This is a genomic window from Haloarchaeobius pelagicus, assembly GCF_051207375.1.
Lineage (GTDB): Archaea > Halobacteriota > Halobacteria > Halobacteriales > Natrialbaceae > Haloarchaeobius.
Window position 1 is genome coordinate 430,740 of record NZ_JBPJZD010000001.1, and the last position, 15,587, is coordinate 446,326.

Sequence of the window (15,587 nt, forward strand, 5' to 3'; positions counted from 1 at the left end):
TGGTATCCCCACAAGAACCGAGTGCAATGGCAGACTACCCCGTCGTCAACGGACACCACCACCTCGGCAACGAAGACGCAGAGACCGACCGGACCTTCGAGTGGTCCGAGAGTGTCGAACAGGTCATCCAGGCCATGGACGAGAACAAGGTCGACGCGACCATCCTCCAGCCGCTCGGCGGCGAGACCGACAGGTCGGTCGCGGAGGTCCACGACCAGATCTACCAGGCCAGCCAGGACTACCCCGGGCGCATCTTCGGCACCGCCGCGGTCAACCCGCACCTCGGCACCGAGTTCGTCCACGAAGAGATTACGCGCTGTGTGCAGGAACTCGACTTCAAGTTCGTCAAACTCCACACGCTCGCGTGGGGCGTCGACCCGACCTCCGACATCGCCTACGACGTGTACGACGCCTGTGTCGAGAACGACGTGCCCGTGATGGTCCACACCGGCCCGCACGGTATGCCGTTCTCGGTCCCCGGCATGTACATGGACGTCGCCGACGACTACCCGGACCTCCCCATCATCTTCGCCCACATGGGCGGTGCGTACACCCTCACGCAGGAGGCCATCCAGATGGCGGCCCGCTGGGACAACATCTACCTCGACACCACGCTCGCGATGAACATGTATATCCGCCGGGCGATGGAGCGCGTCGGCGCGGAGAAGCTCCTCATGGCCGCCGAGCACTCCTCGAACATCCCGGTCGCCCTCGAGAAGATCAACTGCATCGGGGCCGACGAGGAGCAGAAGGCGAAGATCCTCGGCCAGAACGCTATCGACCTCTACGGCCTCGACGTGGCCAAGCAGGACTGGGAGGAGGTCGAGGCCGCCCCGGCCGACGACTGACGTTCTGTCCCTGTCACGTCCCACCACCGTCGCTCCTGTCGATTCGCCCGCTCCCGTCGACTCACTCCTCCGTGTCTGTTCCAGTTCGTTTCGACCATGACTACCGATACAGCGACCTCGTTCGTCCACGACGCACAGCTCTCGGCGTTCCCACCCGCGGTGTGCGAGCACCTCGATGCCCGAACGCTCGACACCATCGCCGCAATCACGGCCGGCTATCGCTTCCCGACCGCGGACGTGGTCCGGTCCTACGCGGAGACACACCACGCCGGGGCGGCCGACGGTGCCGACGCCACCCTGCTCGACGGGTCGGGCGCACGCATCTCGCCCGCGGGTGCGACCCTGGTCAACGCGACGGCCGCGAACGCGCTCGACGTGGATGACGGCCACCGCGCCGTGAAGGGGCATCCGGCGGCGGTGGTCGTGCCGCCGGCACTGGCGACTGCCGAAGCAGTCGATGCCTCCGTCTCGGAATTCCGCACGGCCGTCGCGGTCGGCTACGAACTCGCGGTCCGGGCTGGCCTCGCCATCCACGCGACCGACGAGACGTACACCGGAACCGGCTCGTGGGGCGCGGTCGGGGCGGCCGCCGCGGTCGCCAGACTCCGGAATTTCGACCGCGAGACGACCGCACACGCGCTCGGGACCGCGGAGTACCACGCTCCCCGGACACCCATCATGCGCGGTGTGGAACGTCCCGGGATGACCAAGGACGGCATCGGCTGGGGAGCCTTCGCGGGGGTGGCGGCGGCCGACCTCGCGGCTCGCGGCTTCACCGCGTCGGGGACCGTCTTCGACGAGTCCTCCGTTGCGGTCACCGACGACCTCGGCGACCGGTTCTACCTCACCTCGGGCTATCTCAAGCCGTACCCCTGCTGTCGGTGGGCACAGCCCGGCGTCGACGCGGTGCTCACGCTCCGACAGGAACACGGTATCGACCCGGAGACGGTCGAGACCATCCGGGTGCACACCTTCGAGGCGGCGACACACCTCCATACCAGCCGCCCCGAGAGTGCCGAGGAGGCCGAATACTCCTACCCGTACCCGGTCGCAGCCGCGCTGGTGACCGGCGGCTTCACACCCGCCGAACTGGCGGCCGAGCGCCGGGAGGACGAGACGATTCTGGCCCTCGCGGACCGGGTCGACCTCGTGGTCGACGACGCTCTCGAACGTCGGTTCCCGGCCGAGTGTCTCGCGCGGGTCGACCTCGTGACCGCATCCGGGACCTACAGTTCCGATGTGCTGCGACCACGCGGTGCCCGGGAGCAGCCGCTCACCGACGCGGAACGACGCGAGAAGGCCGCCGGTCTGTTCGAACCGACCGTGCCGGCCGAGACCGTCTCACGGGTGGAACGGGTCCTCGACGACCCGGACGCCCGGGTCGATTCCCTCCTCGAACCTTGGCAGGGCGACACGACAGGGAGGAGGGTTTAATACCCATGCGCAGAGGGTTTCGATAATGCTCACCGCGAAGGTCTGTGTCCGATACGAGGGAGACTGGACCGCAGAGCTCGCCCGGTACAACGTCTTCGGTGAGTTCCTCGCGTCGACGTTCCGGAACCGGCGCTACATCGGTATCATGGCCCTGGAGACGGACGACTTCGAGGAGACGGTCGCCGTCATCCAGGAGTACTGGGACGCCGCGGACGAGGTCGAGGTGCTCGAACGCTACGAGCGCCGCGACACCGACCGCGAGTCAGCCACGCTGTTCCTTCGGGGGCAACTCACCGAGTTCACGCCGCTGCAGACGCTGCTGTACGAGGGCTTTCTCCCCATCGGCCCGACCAAGTTAGAAGACGGACGCGAGTGCTTCGACCTGCTGTTGAACGACCGCAAAGAACTGTCGCAGGCGACGGAGCTCCTTTCGGAGTTCGGGCCCGTCTCGGTCGAGCGCATCTCGCAGGATTTCAGCCGGGAGGTGACCCCGAGTGCGGCGGAGTGGCAGGAACTGCTCGGCTCCATCCCGTCCCGCCAGCGCGAACTGCTCACCCTCGCGCTCGAACGCGGCTACTTCGACATCCCGCGGAAGGTCACGCTGGAGGAGCTCGCCGAGGAGATGGGTATCACGAAGACGACCGCCTCGAACCACCTCCGAAAGGCCGAGCGCTCGTTCATGGAGTTCCTCGTCTCCTACGTCAGCCTCGCCGCGGAGGACGACTGAGGGCGGACACACTTATACGGGAACACATGTGCGACAGTCGAATAATGGCCGTCTCACTGGAGTATCGGATATGAGCGAGACGGTACTGGTGCCGGTGAAGAACCACGCGCCCTGGGCCGAAACCGTCGCGGACGCCGCGGCGGCCGTCGAGGACGAGGACACCGACGTGGTCGTCCTCCACGTCTTCGACGAGGCCGAGGCCGAATCGACACGACAGAACCTCGACGACGAGGATACGCTCACCCTCGACGACCTCGCCTCGCGCAAACGCGGCGTGAACGCGGCCATCGACGTGCTGGCCGACGAGGGGCTGTCGTCGCGACCGCGGGGTGCGCACGAGGACGAGCGGACCGCGGACGCGATACTCCGGGTCGCAGAGAGCGAGGACGCAGACCGACTCTACGTCTACGGACGCAAGCGGAGCCCGGCCGGCAAGGCCGTCTTCGGGAGCACCGTGCAGCGACTCATCCTCAACGCAGGGGTACCCGTGACGGTCGTCCCGCCGGAGGGCTGAGGACGGGGGTACTTAAAGAGTGAGAATAGTTTGTGCCAATGATTAATCGGGTAATTCAGGATACGTACTGATACGCATGACACAGAAGACCACACGGCGTGATGCCCTCAAAGCGGCAGGTGCAGTGACCAGTGCAGCAGGGTTGACCTCTCTCGCGGGTTGTTCCGCCATCCTTGGTGGGGGTGGGGGCGGTGGCAGTGGGACCGTCACCGTCTCCTCGAAGCAGTTCACCGAACAGGAAGTGCTCGGCTACCTCGCCGTCGAGGCGCTGAAGGCGAACACCGACGTGAACGTGCAAGACGAGGTCGGGTTGGGTGGCAGCGTCACCAACTTCGAGGCGCTCAAGAGCGGCCAGACCGACCTGTACTGGGAGTACACGGGGACGGCGTGGGCGACGCTCCCGCCGAAGCACAGCGAGGTCATCACCGACCCGGAGGAGATCTACAGCAAGGTCCAGAGCGAGTTCGAGTCGGAGTACGACATCACGCTCCTCGACCGCGCCCCGTTCAACAACACGTACGTCCTCATCGTCCGGGAGCAGTGGGCGAACGACAACGGCATCGAGAGCATCAGCGACTACGTCTCGTGGGCGCAGAACAACACCGACCACACGATGGTGATGAACGCGGAGTTCCAGGAGCGTGACGACGGTTGGCCCGGGCTCGTGGAGCACTACGGCTTCGGCGACACCGCCGACCAGCTCACCGTGAAGAACGTCGGCTCCTCGCTCACCTACGAGGTCGTCGGCGAGGGCGAGGCCACCATCGGGATGGGCTTCAACACGAACCCGAAGATCCTCAAGTTCGACCTGCAATCCCTCGAAGACGACAAGGGCTTCTTCCCGGTGTACAACCCGGCCCCGATGGTCGACCAGGCTGTCGTCGAGGAGAACCCGAGCATCGAGGAGCCGCTGAACGAGGTGGCGAACTCGCTGTCGACGGAGACCATCCGTGGCCTCAACCGGAAAGTGTCCATCGAACAGCAGGACGCCCGCACCGTCGCGAAGAACTACCTGAAGTCCGAAGGAATCGTCTGAGCAGATGAGTCTGAGCCACTCGGTCGTACTGGGTACCTGGACGCCGGGCATCGTGCTCGGGTTCTTCACGGACCTGCTGTCGTACTTCGTGGAGAACCAGGGGACGCTGTGGGGCCTCCTGCTGGAGCACGCGGCTATCGTCGGCCGGGCGATGGTCATCGCAGTCCCACTGGGGGTCGCCCTCGGGACGGTCATCACCTACGACGAGCGGCTCGCGACGGTCGTGCTCTGGCTCGCCGGCATCATGATGACCATTCCCTCTATCGCCCTGTTCGCACTGCTCATCCCGTCGCTCGGCATCGGGAAGCCGCCGGTCGTGTTCGCACTCATCCTCTACACCCAGTTGCCCGTCATCCGGAACACGTACGTCGGGCTCACGGGGGTCGACGAGGCCGCCGTCGAGGCGGGCAAGGGGCTCGGGATGACGCGGTTCGAACGCCTGCGCAAGGTCCAGATTCCGATGGCCCTGCCGGTCATCATGGCGGGCGTGCGAAACGCCGTCGTGTTGCTCGTCGGTATCGCGGCCATCGGAGCGTTCATCGGTGCTGGCGGGCTCGGTGACCCGATATTCAGTGGGCTGGACAGCTCGAACAGCGTCCAGATAATCGGGGCCGCGATGGTCCTGTCCCTGCTCACGCTCGCGATCGACTACACGCTCGGCGTCGTCGAACAGGTGTTCCGTATCAGGAACGGCGAGACCGTCGAACAGAACCTCGGGACGCGCACCGTCAGAGCCGTTTTCAGCAGAGAGACCGAACCATGATAGAATTCGACAACGTCACCAAGCAGTACGGCGACGGCACCGTCGCCATCGAGGGCATCAGCTTCGAGGTGGAGGAGGGGACGACGACCGTGCTGGTCGGTCCCTCGGGCTGCGGGAAGACGACGACGATGAAGCTCGTCAACCGTCTCATCGACCCGACCGAGGGGACCGTCTACTTCGACGGCACCGACATCACCGACCTCGACGAGATCGAACTCCGGCGCGACGTCGGCTACGTCATCCAGGAGATCGGCCTGTTCGACCACATGACTGTGGCGGAGAACGTCGGCACCGTCCCCGAACTCAAGGGCTGGGACGACGACCGCATCGAGGAGCGCGTCGAGGAACTGCTCGACCTGATGGACCTGCCGGCCACGGAGTACGCCAACCAGTACCCGACCGAACTCTCCGGGGGGCAGCGCCAGCGCGTTGGTGTCGCCCGGGCGCTCGCGGCCGACCCCGACGTGATGCTGATGGACGAACCCTTCGGGGCGCTCGACCCGATCACGCGCGACGAACTCCAGGACGAGTTCCTGGCCATCCAGGACGAACTCGACGTGACCATCCTGTTCGTCACCCACAGCATCGAGGAGGCGCTGAAGATGGGCGACCGCATCGCCATCTTCGACGTTGGCGAACTCGTCCAGTACGACACGCCACAGAACATCCTCGCGGACCCGAAGAACGAGTTCGTCCGCGACTTCATCGGGCAGGACCGCGAGCTGAAGAAGCTGCAGGTCACCCAGGTCCGGGACGTGATGCGCGAGAGGAACGGGCAGGAACTCCCCTCGATCGCGCCGGTTACCCCGTCCGACAGTGCGCACGTCGCGCTCTCTCGGCTGCTGGAGACCGGCCACTCGAAACTGCCGGTCGAACGCGACGGGCAGGTCGTGGGTGTCGTCGTCGAGGACGACCTCCGGAACGACGGGCCAACGTCACGGAGGTCGGTCTGAGATGGCGGCGGTCCAGCCGGCCGTCATCGGCCAGATTCCGGAGGCGTTCCGCTTCCTCATGGACAACCAGGCGAAGTTCATGGAGCTCCTGACGACGCACATCAAGCTCGTGCTCGTCTCGGAGGTGCTCGCTATCCTCGTCGCGGTTCCGCTGGGAATCGCGGCGACACGGAACCCACGGGCGAAGACCGCTATCCAGGGCATCGGGAACACCGCCCAGACCGTCCCGACGCTGGCCATCATCTTCCTCGTGTTCCCAATCGTCGGCATCGGTTTCTGGCCGTCGGTCATCGGGCTGTTCACCTACGCGCTGTTGCCCATCCTCACCAACACCATCGCGGGTATCGAGGAGGTCGACGACAGCGTCGTCGAGGCCGCCCGCGGGATGGGGATGACCGACATGGAGATACTCCGGAAGATACAGCTTCCGATGGCCATCCCGGTCATCTTCGCGGGCATCCGGACCAGTTCGGTCATCAACGTGGGGACCGCCTACCTCGCGTTCTTCATCGGCGGTGGCGGCCTCGGCCTCTGGGTCATCTCGGGTATCAACCTCTACTCGATGCCCCAGGCGCTGGCCGGCGCGATTCCGGGCGCGCTGCTCGCCATCACGCTCGACTCCGGCTTCGCGCTGGTCGAGCGCCGCCTCGGCGGTGAGGCGATGCAGTCACAGGACCTCGCGGCAGGATGACGCTCGAACTCGTGGGGGTCCTGCTCCGGAATGCGGTCCCACGTCGTTCCTGACAGCCGATGAGACTTCGACGAATCCACTGACTGTCCAGTCACCTGGGTAACCCCAGCGTGCTTCTAAAGCCGTAGTAACGCCTCTGTTATTGTATGAGTGATGTTGACGCGACGCGCGATTCTGGAGAGTTCGTCACCGCTATCTGCGCCGAGGTGACGACGTGGCCGGCCGTCTCGGACGGCGACCACCGCGACGGCGGGCGCGAGTTCTACCTCGGCACTACCGAAATCGGCCACGTCCACCGGTCCGGTCTCGTCGACGTCCAGTACCGGCTCCAGCTACGGGACGCGGTCATCGCCGACGGGTTGACCGCGCCACACACGCTCGCACCGCGCTCGGGCTGGACGTCGTTCCGCATCACCGATGCTGGCGACGTGGACCAGGCGCTTACGCTGCTCCGGATCTCTTACATCGATACGCTTCTCGTGCGCTCGCACACTCACATCTGCCGGACGGCCCTCGACGAACTCGACGTCGACGACGAGCTCGACGCCCTCCCCAGACTGACCCGGACCGAGCTCGAAGGGCTCTACTCCGAACTGCTGGCCTGACTCAGCCGAGCGTGATGAGGGCGACGCCCGCGATGGCGACGCTCGCGGCGACCAGTCTGATTCTGAACTGTGGTTCGTCGAGCAGGACACCGCCGAGGAGCACCGCGACCACCGCCTGCGCGTTCACGATGGGTGAGGCGACGCTGGCGGGGAGGGTGGTGAAGGAGATGGCGATGACGTGCTGGCCGCCGGCGATGACCGCGCCGACGGCGACGAACTTCCACCAGTCCTCGGCGGCCGCCACGAGGTCGAGTTTCCGACCCGCGAGGGGGACGACCGAGACGAGGATGGTGACCAACATCACGACGACGAACTCGGTCGGCGTGACCGCGAGTTCCTGCAGCAGGACCCGCTTGCCGACGTCGACGACGCCGAAGGTGGCCGCACTCACGAGCGCGAGCTGGGCCGGACGGGCGGTCACCGCGCGCCGAAGCGGCGTCAGCAACTCGCCGGGTTCGTAGTTGACGAGGTACAGCCCGATGGTGACGACGACGACGCCCGCGACCTGCATGGGTGTGAGGCGTTCCTGGAGGAGGAGGACCTCGATGGGCAGGACGAACGCGGGGACGACCTTGCTGATGGGAGCGACGTAGCTCACCTCACCGATCGCTAGCGCCCGGAAGAACGCCACCAACGCGACGACAACCCCGAGGGAGACGGCGACGGTCGCCGCGAACGCGACCGGGTCTGTCGGGACCGGCACCCCGTCGGTGGTCGCGAACGCGATCGGCAGGTACCAGACGACGGCCGCGACGTACACCCACGAGAGGTACACCGAGACCGGGTACGCGCTGAAGTACCGCTTCACGACGAACAGGTAGACGCCGAAGAGGACGGCGGCGAACAGCGCGTACGCGATTCCACTCACGTCTCACTGTCGACGACCTGCCCCGAAGAACGGTTCGATTCGGGAAGAGTATCGGGAACGTTCGTTCGGATTCGAAGACGACGCTGTCGCTCGGGGGCGATGTGAAAGATGAGAGAAGCGGTTCGCTTAGTTACCGCGCTTGCGGCCGGCGTTCGTGGACGGGCGGGTGTGCTCGGTACCCTTGCCCTTGAACGTCAGGCCACGGTTCTGGACACCGGCGCTCGTGAGACCACGGAACGCGCGGTTCTTGTGGCTGTCGTCACAGATCCAGTTGAGGTCGTCGTCGTTCTGGATGGCGGGGTGCTCGGGGTCCACGAGAATCACTTCGTGCCACTTCTGCGAGCCGTCCTCACCGACCCAGTAGGAGTTGAGCACGCGGAGGTTGACGTACTTGCGCGACGCTCGCTCCTCGGCGATGCGCTGGATGTTCTTGTTCCGACCGAGTCGGTTGACACCCTGGCGCTTCGAACGGCGACCGGCCTTGTGTCGGGTCTTGCGTGCGCCACCCTTGCGGACGGAGACACGCGCGACGACGACGCCCTGCTTGGCCTTGTAGCCGAGCTCGCGGGCCTTGTCGAGGCGGGTCGGGCGCTCGACGCGCTCGATTGCGCCTTCCTTGCGCCACTGCTGCTTTCGCTGCCACTGGAGTTCGGCGAGTTTGCCGTCGTCCGGGTCCTGCCACGCTTCCTTGATGTGGGAATAGAAGCTCTTTGTCATGGTGTATCACCACGGGCGTTGGCCGGTTCAGTTCGCGAAGGCGAACCACATTCCGATGACCTGCACGGGGGCAGGTGCCCACTGGTGCCCGTCGTCCAGCGAGTTGTCGATACTTCCCCGTCTCGGCCTTTAAGGGTGTCGAACTGTCCCGAACCGTGTCCTGTCGTCACACATCACCGACCCGCCGCGGCGGGCCGCTCCCGTCCGGTCCGCAGTCGGAGGAAGACCGGGACGGTGACCACGGCGATGAGTATCTCGACCCCGCCTGCGGTGAGGAACGCGGCCTCGTAGCCGAAGCGGCTGGCGACCGTGCCGCCGACGAGGATGCCGGCGAGGAACCCCGTGCTGCCGAACGCGTTGAAGCCGGCCATCGCCACGCCGCGCTCGGTGTCGCGCGCGAAGTCCGTGACGAGCGCCATCGTCGCCGGCGACATGAGCGCCCCGACCACGCCGACGGCGACCATGGCCGCGCCGGCCAGTTCGACGGTCGGGGCGAGGCCGACCGCGACGATGGCGACGCCGTAGAGCACCGACCCGGCGACGACCGGAATCACCCGGCCGTACCTGTCCGAGGCGATGCCGAAGGGGTACTGGAGCAGCGCGAAGGGTGCGAAAAAGAGCGCGAGCATCAGCCCGGTCGCCCCGGGACTGAGTTCGAACACGTCCCGGAAGTAGAGGGTGCCGACGAGCGCGAAGAAGCCGGCGGTCAGCCGGTCGATGAAGCCGAAGACGTAGGGCACGAGCAGTATCGGTGTCTCGCGCACGCCGGAGATGGCCCGCCAGATGGTCGAGGCCGACTCGTTCGCCACGGGGCCGGCCGGCCGGTCGGTGAGGGCGACGGTCGCCAGCACCGCGACACCGAACATGAGGACGCTGGCGGCGGCGACCGGGGCTAGCGGTGAGAGTTCGTACAGTTGTCCGCCGAGGGGTGCGCCGAGGGCGGTCCCGGAGCCGATGGCGATGCCGGCCGCGCCCATGTTCCGGCCGTGGCCGCCGTCTAGGTCCATCAGCATCGTCATGGCGAGCGAGAACGCGCCGATGGTGGCCGCGCCCTGGAGGACGCGAAGGACGAGGACCGCCCAGAACGGGACGGTCATGACGGCGGGCACGACCGCGAGCAGGGCGTAGCCGAGGCCACCGCCGATGGTCCCGGCGACGACGAAGGGGACCCGCCTGCCGGCCGCGTCGCTCGCGGCCCCCCAGACGCCGGCGAAGGCCACGAAGGCGGCGAACTCGGCGGCGAGGAACCACATCCCGGCCTGGAGTGCCGTGCCGCCGTCGAAGACGGCGACCAGCGTGTCGATGCCGGGGTACAGCAGGACCTGCGCGAGGAGGACGACGAAGACGACGCTCGCGAGGATGGTTCGGTCGCGGCGGGTGGTCACGGGGGGCAGTAGGGCGCGAGCATATGAAGATTCACTGATTCTCGGACCGGGCCCGCGCGTGTCGCACCCTCGCGGCGGCCTCCACGCATTTGTAGCCGACCCTCGTAGCCACGGCCATGACAACCGAACTCGCCGACGGCGTCTGGCAGATATCCTGTCGCGGCGTGAGTGCCTACCTCCTCGAAGACGGTGCCGACCTCGTGCTCGTCGACGCCGGGACGCCCTGGGACGCGGGGCGCATCCGGGCGGGCGTGCTGGATTCGGGCCACGTCCTCGGCGACGTGGACCGCGTCGTCATCACGCACTACGACCTGGACCACGTCGGCGCGCTCGCGAAGCTGGCACCCGACCTCGACGCGGTGGTCGTCGCGGGCGAACACACCGCAAGCGTCCTCCGGGGCGACCGCCGGCCCGACGCGCCCGGGTTCAAGGGGTTCCTGACGCGCCACCTGATGCGCCGCCTCGTCACGCTCCCGGACCTCCCGGTCGAGGCGGTCCCCGACGGCGAGCAGACGGGGAGTTTCACCGCGTTCGCGACCCCGGGGCACACGCCCGGCCACACCTGCTACGTCAGTTCGTCACTCGGGGTCGGCCTCCTCGGCGACCTTGCGCAGGGAACCGACGATGCCACCCTCGAACGGATGAACAGTTTCGTCGACGCCGACCGCGAGCAGGCGGGAGAGAGCATCCGGTCGTTCGCCGAGCGAGCGCCCGCCTTCGAGGTCGCCTGCATGGGCCACGGCGAACCGCTTCGCGACCAGGGCGACGAACAGCTCCGCCGACTCGCGGCACGGCTCTAAGTCCCGCCGGAATCTGTCGTCATCTTTATCGCGGAATCGGCCGTCGGTTCAACCAGTTCCATGTCTCAACTCGTCTCGGACCAACCCGACGACCTGCATCGCATCATCGACCGTGACGGTTCGGTCGTCGATGGGGCGTCGGTGTCTCTCTCCGACGACACGCTCCTGGCACTGTACGAGGACCTGAAGCTGGTGCGGCGCTTCGACCGGAAGGCCGTCGCGCTCCAGCGACAGGGCCGGATGGGCACCTACCCGCCCATCTACGGGCAGGAGGGTGCACAGGTCGCGAGCGTCCACGCCCTCGACGACGAGGACTGGCTGTTCCCGAGCTACCGGGAGAACGGGGCGATGCTCGCCCGCGGCGTCTCGATGTCGAAGAACCTCGAGTACTGGATGGGGTCGGAGGCGGGCAACGCCGCCCTGCGCGAGCGGAACGTGTTCACGGTCACGAACCCCATCGCGACGCAGATTCCCCTCGCCACCGGGCTGGCGTGGGGGGCGAAGCTGAAGGGCGACAACCGTGCCGCACTCGTCCACTTCGGCGACGGCGCGACCTCGGAAGGCGACTTCCACGAGGGGCTGAACTTCGCGGGCGTGTTCGACGCCCCGGTCATCTTCTTCTGTAACAACAACCAGTGGGCCATCTCGGTGCCGCGCGAGAACCAGACCAAGAGCGCGACCATCGCCCAGAAGGCCGTCGCCTACGGGTTCGAGGGCGTCCGGGTCGACGGGATGGACCCCATCGCCGTCTACGAGGTCACCCGCGACGCGGTCCAGAAGGCGAAGAACCCGGGCGACGAGCCCGCGCCGACGCTCATCGAGGCGTTCCAGTACCGCCTCGGCGCACACTCGACCTCCGACGACCCCGGGGTCTACCGCGACGAGGAACGCACCGAGAAGTGGCGACAGATGGACCCGGTCCCGCGGTTCGAGCGGTTCATGCTCGAGACCGGGCGGCTCGACCAGGAGGACGTCGACGCCATCGAACAGGACATCGAGGACCGGCTGAACGAGGCGGTCGAGCAGGCCGAGGCGGCGACGACCGACCCGCGACACATCTTCGAACACGTGTACGCCGACCAGCCGAAGAAGCTCCGCGAGCAGCAGGCGTACCTCGAATCGCTCAGAGAAGAGTTCGGTGACGACGCGTTGCTGGAGGACTGAAGCGGACTCAGTCGTCGTCCGCGACCGCTTCGGCTTCTTCCTGCGGTTCGGGTTCGTAGTTCTGGAAGGCTTCCGCGACGAGTAGCGGCGTGACCAGCGTCGCCTCGGCCTTGACCTCGACGTGGTTCGTGACCTCCTCTTTGATCTTCCCCCACGAGACGGCCTCGTCCGGCGGTGCACCCGAGAGCGAGCCGTCGCCCTCGACACCGGTCGAGACGTACACCGCGTAGTCCGCGCCGCCGCGGAACAGGTTCGTCATGATGGCGTGATGCTTGGGGATGCCCCCACCAAGGACGATGAGGCCGGTCTTGTTCGCGAGCAGCCCCTCCTCGATGAGGTCGTCGTAATCCTGGAGGATCTCGATGCCGATGTCCGAGTCGTAGCCCTGCTTGTAGTAGTAGAGGAAGTTCCCGACCTCGGCGTCGGTGAGCGCCGGACAGAAGATGGGGATGTCGTTGTCGGCGGCGTTCTTCAGGATGGAGTCCTCGTCGTCGAGTGTCTTCCCGAGTTCGCGCGAGAACTCGACCGGCGTACGGACCTTCTTCTCGGCGAAGAAGTCCTCGAAGAAGTCGTTGAGGTACTCCTCCAGCCAGACGTAGCGGTCCGACGGGACGAAGATGTTGCCTAACCGGTTGATGCCACGCTCGCGCATCGCGGCCTCGTCGACGTCCCACTCGCCCATCTTGAACGGCTTCTCGGTCTTGATGACGTCCTCCGTGATGGAGCCGGAGGTCGTGATCATCACGTCGATGAGGTCCTCGCGGCAGAGGTACGCGACGGTCTCGCGAAGCCCCGAAGAGACGATGTTCGAGGTGTAGGTGAGGTAGATGGTCGCGCCCTCGTCGCGCATCCGTTTCACGATGTCGACGGCCTCGGCGAGGTGGGTCGCCTGGAAGCCGGTGGTCGCGTAGGCTTCGAGGAGTTCGCCGAGGTCGAACTCGCCCGCGTAATCGTAGCCGCGCACGTCGGGTGTGTCGAGCTCCTCCTCGGAGCCCGGGATGACGTTGTTCTTGGTGTCGTCGTCGCTCATGTGGGCATACTCGAACCGGACCGATAAGAGGCTTACACTCTTAGCTGGGGGTATGCGAATCGCTATCTTGCTGTACGACGGGTTCGACGAACTCGACGCGGTCGGCCCCTACGAAGTGTTCCAGACCGCCGGCGACCTCGGCGGGGAGATGGAGGCCTCCCTGCGGACGGTCGACCCGGTCTCGACGGTCACCGCCAGTCACGGCCTCACGGTCGCGCCCGACGGGCGGCTCGAGGAGTACGAGGCGGACCTCGTCCTGGTTCCCGGCGGTGGCTGGAACACCGACCCGGACGAACCCGGTGCGCGCCGGGAGTTCGAGTCCGGGAAGATCCCCGACCTGCTCGCAGAGATTCACGAGGAGACGACCGTCGCGAGCGTCTGTACCGGCGCGATGCTGCTCGCCGCCGCGGGCCTCCTCAACAACCGGCCGGCGACCACCCACCACAGCGCGAAAGAGGAGCTCGCCGTGTTCGCCGACGTCCGCAACGACCGCATCGTCGACGACGGCGACGTACTGACCGCGGGCGGGGTGACGGCCGGGCTGGACCTCGCGCTCTACCTGGTCAGAACGCACTGCGAGGAGGGAATCGGCGAGGCGGTCGCGGACGAGATGGAGTACCAGCCGCGGGTCTAATCGCCGACCGACTCGGCCGGCTGCTCCCGGCGACTGGTCGCGACCCGGTACGTGGCCAGCGATAGTTCACTCCCCATCCACCCGACGAGCAAGAGCGCGCCGAGGATGCAGGAGAACATCTCCCAGCCGGTCATCCAGATGGGGCTGATCCACGGCGCGTAGTGGCCCCACATCGTGGCGAACTCGGTCGCGTACCCCGACAGCGGTGTGCCCGCGAAGGCGGCCTGCACCGAGGTCCGGAAGGTGACGCTGTCCCCGCCACCCGCGACGAGGTTCGCGCTGCCCGTGATGGAGTAGGTGCCACTCGCGTTCATGTCGCGGATGGTCGGCCCCTCCTGGACCGACTCGTCGCCGGTCCCGAGTCGCTCGGCGTCGTAGGGCCCCCACGTCGCGTAGTACTCCCAGACGACCTCTCCCTGGGGCGTGACCTCAAGGATGCGGTGGTTGAGGGTGTCCGTGATGAGGGTGTTCCCGTTCGGGAGCCGGTCGGCGTCACGTGGCCAGTTGAGCGTGTTCTGGCCGATCGTCCAGGTGCGGACCCACTCGCCGTCCTCGTAGGCGTACTCGACGACGCGATTGTTCCCCGAGTCGGCGACGAGCATCGTCGGGGTCCCGTCGTCGCTCACCATGAAGTCGGGGTTGTGCTGCTCGTTCAGGACGGAGTGGTCGTCGTCAGAGCCGAGGCGCATGGTGATGTTCTTCGTCTCCATGTCGACGATGACCGCCTGGTCGAAGTTCCGCGGCGAGAGCAGCAGTCGTCCGTCACCGAGGGCGTCGACGTCGTTGCTGTGGGACCAGTCCGCGTTCATCCCGCCGTCGGTGTCCGCGGGGAAGTGGTCCCGGTACTGCCACCGCCAGGTCACCTCGTCGGTCGTCAGGTTGTAGACGACGATCTCGTCGGCGCTCGTTCCGTTCTCGCCGTCCCAAGCGCGCATGTGCGAGATGACGAGTTCGTCTTCGCTCAGCATGTCCGCGTCGTGGGTGTCCTCGAACGGGAAGCGCTCCTGCCAGACGCGCTCGCGGGTCTCCGGGTTCAACTCGTAGATGAGCGTCTCACCCGCCCGGGGTGAGACGACGAGCAGGTTCCCGTTCGGGAGCGGGTCCACGTCGAAGAACCACGCGTTCTTGCCTGCACTGCTGTTGTACACCCACTCCGTGAGGCCGCGTTCACCGGCGGCCACGAGACGGGCGGGCTTCTTGTCGTTCGTCGAGGCGCGGAAGGTGAACCCCTGGACGCTCACGACCGTCGTGTCGTCGGCGGTGCTGGTCACCGTTCCGCGCTGGAGCGAGGGCTGGTCGGCGGGGTCGAACGTGACCGCACTGACCACCGCCGGGGCGAAGAGCGCGAGGACGAGGACGACCACGAGGGCACGGAGAATCCGGGAGTCGATGGCGGGGAGCTGTCGCACGAACGCCAC

The 15,587-nt window shown here is 66.6% G+C and carries 17 protein-coding genes; 12 read left to right on the forward strand and 5 right to left on the reverse strand.

Annotation, left to right across the window (positions count from 1 at the left end; all coding sequences use genetic code 11):
• Positions 1-26 precede the first annotated feature (26 nt).
• The 9 genes from ACSC1S_RS02295 to ACSC1S_RS02335 all read left to right on the forward strand — a co-directional run bounded on the left by ACSC1S_RS02295 (position 27) and on the right by ACSC1S_RS02335 (position 7,571).
• A complete protein-coding gene (locus ACSC1S_RS02295; RefSeq protein WP_435362984.1) occupies positions 27-848 on the forward strand; it encodes an amidohydrolase family protein in 822 nt (273 codons plus the stop codon).
• Between the two features lie 96 nt (positions 849-944).
• A complete protein-coding gene (locus tag ACSC1S_RS02300; protein ID WP_435362985.1) occupies positions 945-2,282 on the forward strand; it encodes an MmgE/PrpD family protein in 1,338 nt (445 codons plus the stop codon).
• A gap of 25 nt (positions 2,283-2,307) precedes the next feature.
• Positions 2,308-3,009 (forward strand): helix-turn-helix domain-containing protein, encoded by a 702-nt coding sequence (locus ACSC1S_RS02305; protein ID WP_435317204.1) that lies wholly within the window; start codon positions 2,308-2,310, stop codon positions 3,007-3,009.
• A gap of 70 nt (positions 3,010-3,079) precedes the next feature.
• On the forward strand, positions 3,080-3,523 hold the full coding sequence (locus ACSC1S_RS02310; protein ID WP_435362986.1) for a universal stress protein: 444 nt from the start codon (positions 3,080-3,082) through the stop codon (positions 3,521-3,523).
• 76 nt (positions 3,524-3,599) lie between these two features.
• A complete protein-coding gene (locus ACSC1S_RS02315) occupies positions 3,600-4,559 on the forward strand; it encodes a glycine betaine ABC transporter substrate-binding protein (protein ID WP_435362987.1) in 960 nt (319 codons plus the stop codon).
• 4 nt (positions 4,560-4,563) lie between these two features.
• Positions 4,564-5,322 (forward strand): ABC transporter permease, encoded by a 759-nt coding sequence (locus ACSC1S_RS02320; RefSeq protein WP_435362988.1) that lies wholly within the window; start codon positions 4,564-4,566, stop codon positions 5,320-5,322.
• Positions 5,319-6,275 carry an ABC transporter ATP-binding protein gene (locus ACSC1S_RS02325; protein WP_435317208.1) on the forward strand — a complete coding sequence of 319 codons (957 nt, stop codon included), beginning with the start codon at positions 5,319-5,321 and terminating at the stop codon, positions 6,273-6,275. Before ACSC1S_RS02320 ends, ACSC1S_RS02325 begins: the two co-directional genes overlap by 4 nt.
• Before the next feature lies 1 nt (position 6,276).
• A complete protein-coding gene (locus ACSC1S_RS02330; protein WP_435317209.1) occupies positions 6,277-6,966 on the forward strand; it encodes an ABC transporter permease in 690 nt (229 codons plus the stop codon).
• A gap of 146 nt (positions 6,967-7,112) precedes the next feature.
• The gene (locus tag ACSC1S_RS02335) at positions 7,113-7,571 is read left to right on the forward strand and encodes a luciferase domain-containing protein (protein ID WP_435362989.1); all 459 of its coding nucleotides are present in this window, start codon (positions 7,113-7,115) and stop codon (positions 7,569-7,571) included.
• Position 7,572: 1 nt separating this feature from the next.
• Here the strand turns inward: ACSC1S_RS02335 and ACSC1S_RS02340 are convergent, their stop codons facing one another.
• From ACSC1S_RS02340 to ACSC1S_RS02350, 3 genes are all read right to left on the reverse strand, one after another.
• Positions 7,573-8,439: an EamA family transporter gene (locus ACSC1S_RS02340; RefSeq protein ID WP_435362990.1), complete on the reverse strand. Its 867-nt coding sequence runs from the start codon at positions 8,437-8,439 to the stop codon at positions 7,573-7,575.
• A 126-nt stretch (positions 8,440-8,565) separates the two neighbouring features.
• A complete protein-coding gene (locus tag ACSC1S_RS02345; protein ID WP_261650171.1) occupies positions 8,566-9,156 on the reverse strand; it encodes a 50S ribosomal protein L15e in 591 nt (196 codons plus the stop codon).
• A gap of 173 nt (positions 9,157-9,329) precedes the next feature.
• Positions 9,330-10,541 (reverse strand): MFS transporter, encoded by a 1,212-nt coding sequence (locus ACSC1S_RS02350; protein ID WP_435362991.1) that lies wholly within the window; start codon positions 10,539-10,541, stop codon positions 9,330-9,332.
• A 116-nt stretch (positions 10,542-10,657) separates the two neighbouring features.
• Between ACSC1S_RS02350 and ACSC1S_RS02355 the strand changes: the two genes are divergently transcribed.
• On the forward strand, positions 10,658-11,341 hold the full coding sequence (locus ACSC1S_RS02355) for an MBL fold metallo-hydrolase (RefSeq protein ID WP_435362992.1): 684 nt from the start codon (positions 10,658-10,660) through the stop codon (positions 11,339-11,341).
• Positions 11,342-11,401: 60 nt separating this feature from the next.
• Positions 11,402-12,505, forward strand: coding sequence for a pyruvate dehydrogenase (acetyl-transferring) E1 component subunit alpha (gene pdhA, locus ACSC1S_RS02360; RefSeq protein WP_435362993.1), 1,104 nt, complete (start codon positions 11,402-11,404; stop codon positions 12,503-12,505).
• A gap of 7 nt (positions 12,506-12,512) precedes the next feature.
• Here the strand turns inward: pdhA and ACSC1S_RS02365 are convergent, their stop codons facing one another.
• The gene (locus ACSC1S_RS02365; protein WP_435362994.1) at positions 12,513-13,535 is read right to left on the reverse strand and encodes a deoxyhypusine synthase; all 1,023 of its coding nucleotides are present in this window, start codon (positions 13,533-13,535) and stop codon (positions 12,513-12,515) included.
• Positions 13,536-13,587: 52 nt separating this feature from the next.
• Here ACSC1S_RS02365 and ACSC1S_RS02370 point away from each other — a divergent pair, with 52 nt between their 5' ends.
• Complete coding sequence (locus tag ACSC1S_RS02370) at positions 13,588-14,169, forward strand: DJ-1/PfpI family protein (protein ID WP_435362995.1); 582 nt, start codon at positions 13,588-13,590, stop codon at positions 14,167-14,169.
• On the opposite strand, the gene ACSC1S_RS02375 is transcribed toward ACSC1S_RS02370, so the two are convergent.
• Positions 14,166-15,578: an aryl-sulfate sulfotransferase gene (locus tag ACSC1S_RS02375; protein ID WP_435362996.1), complete on the reverse strand. Its 1,413-nt coding sequence runs from the start codon at positions 15,576-15,578 to the stop codon at positions 14,166-14,168. The genes ACSC1S_RS02370 and ACSC1S_RS02375 overlap by 4 nt on opposite strands.
• Positions 15,579-15,587 lie beyond the last annotated feature (9 nt).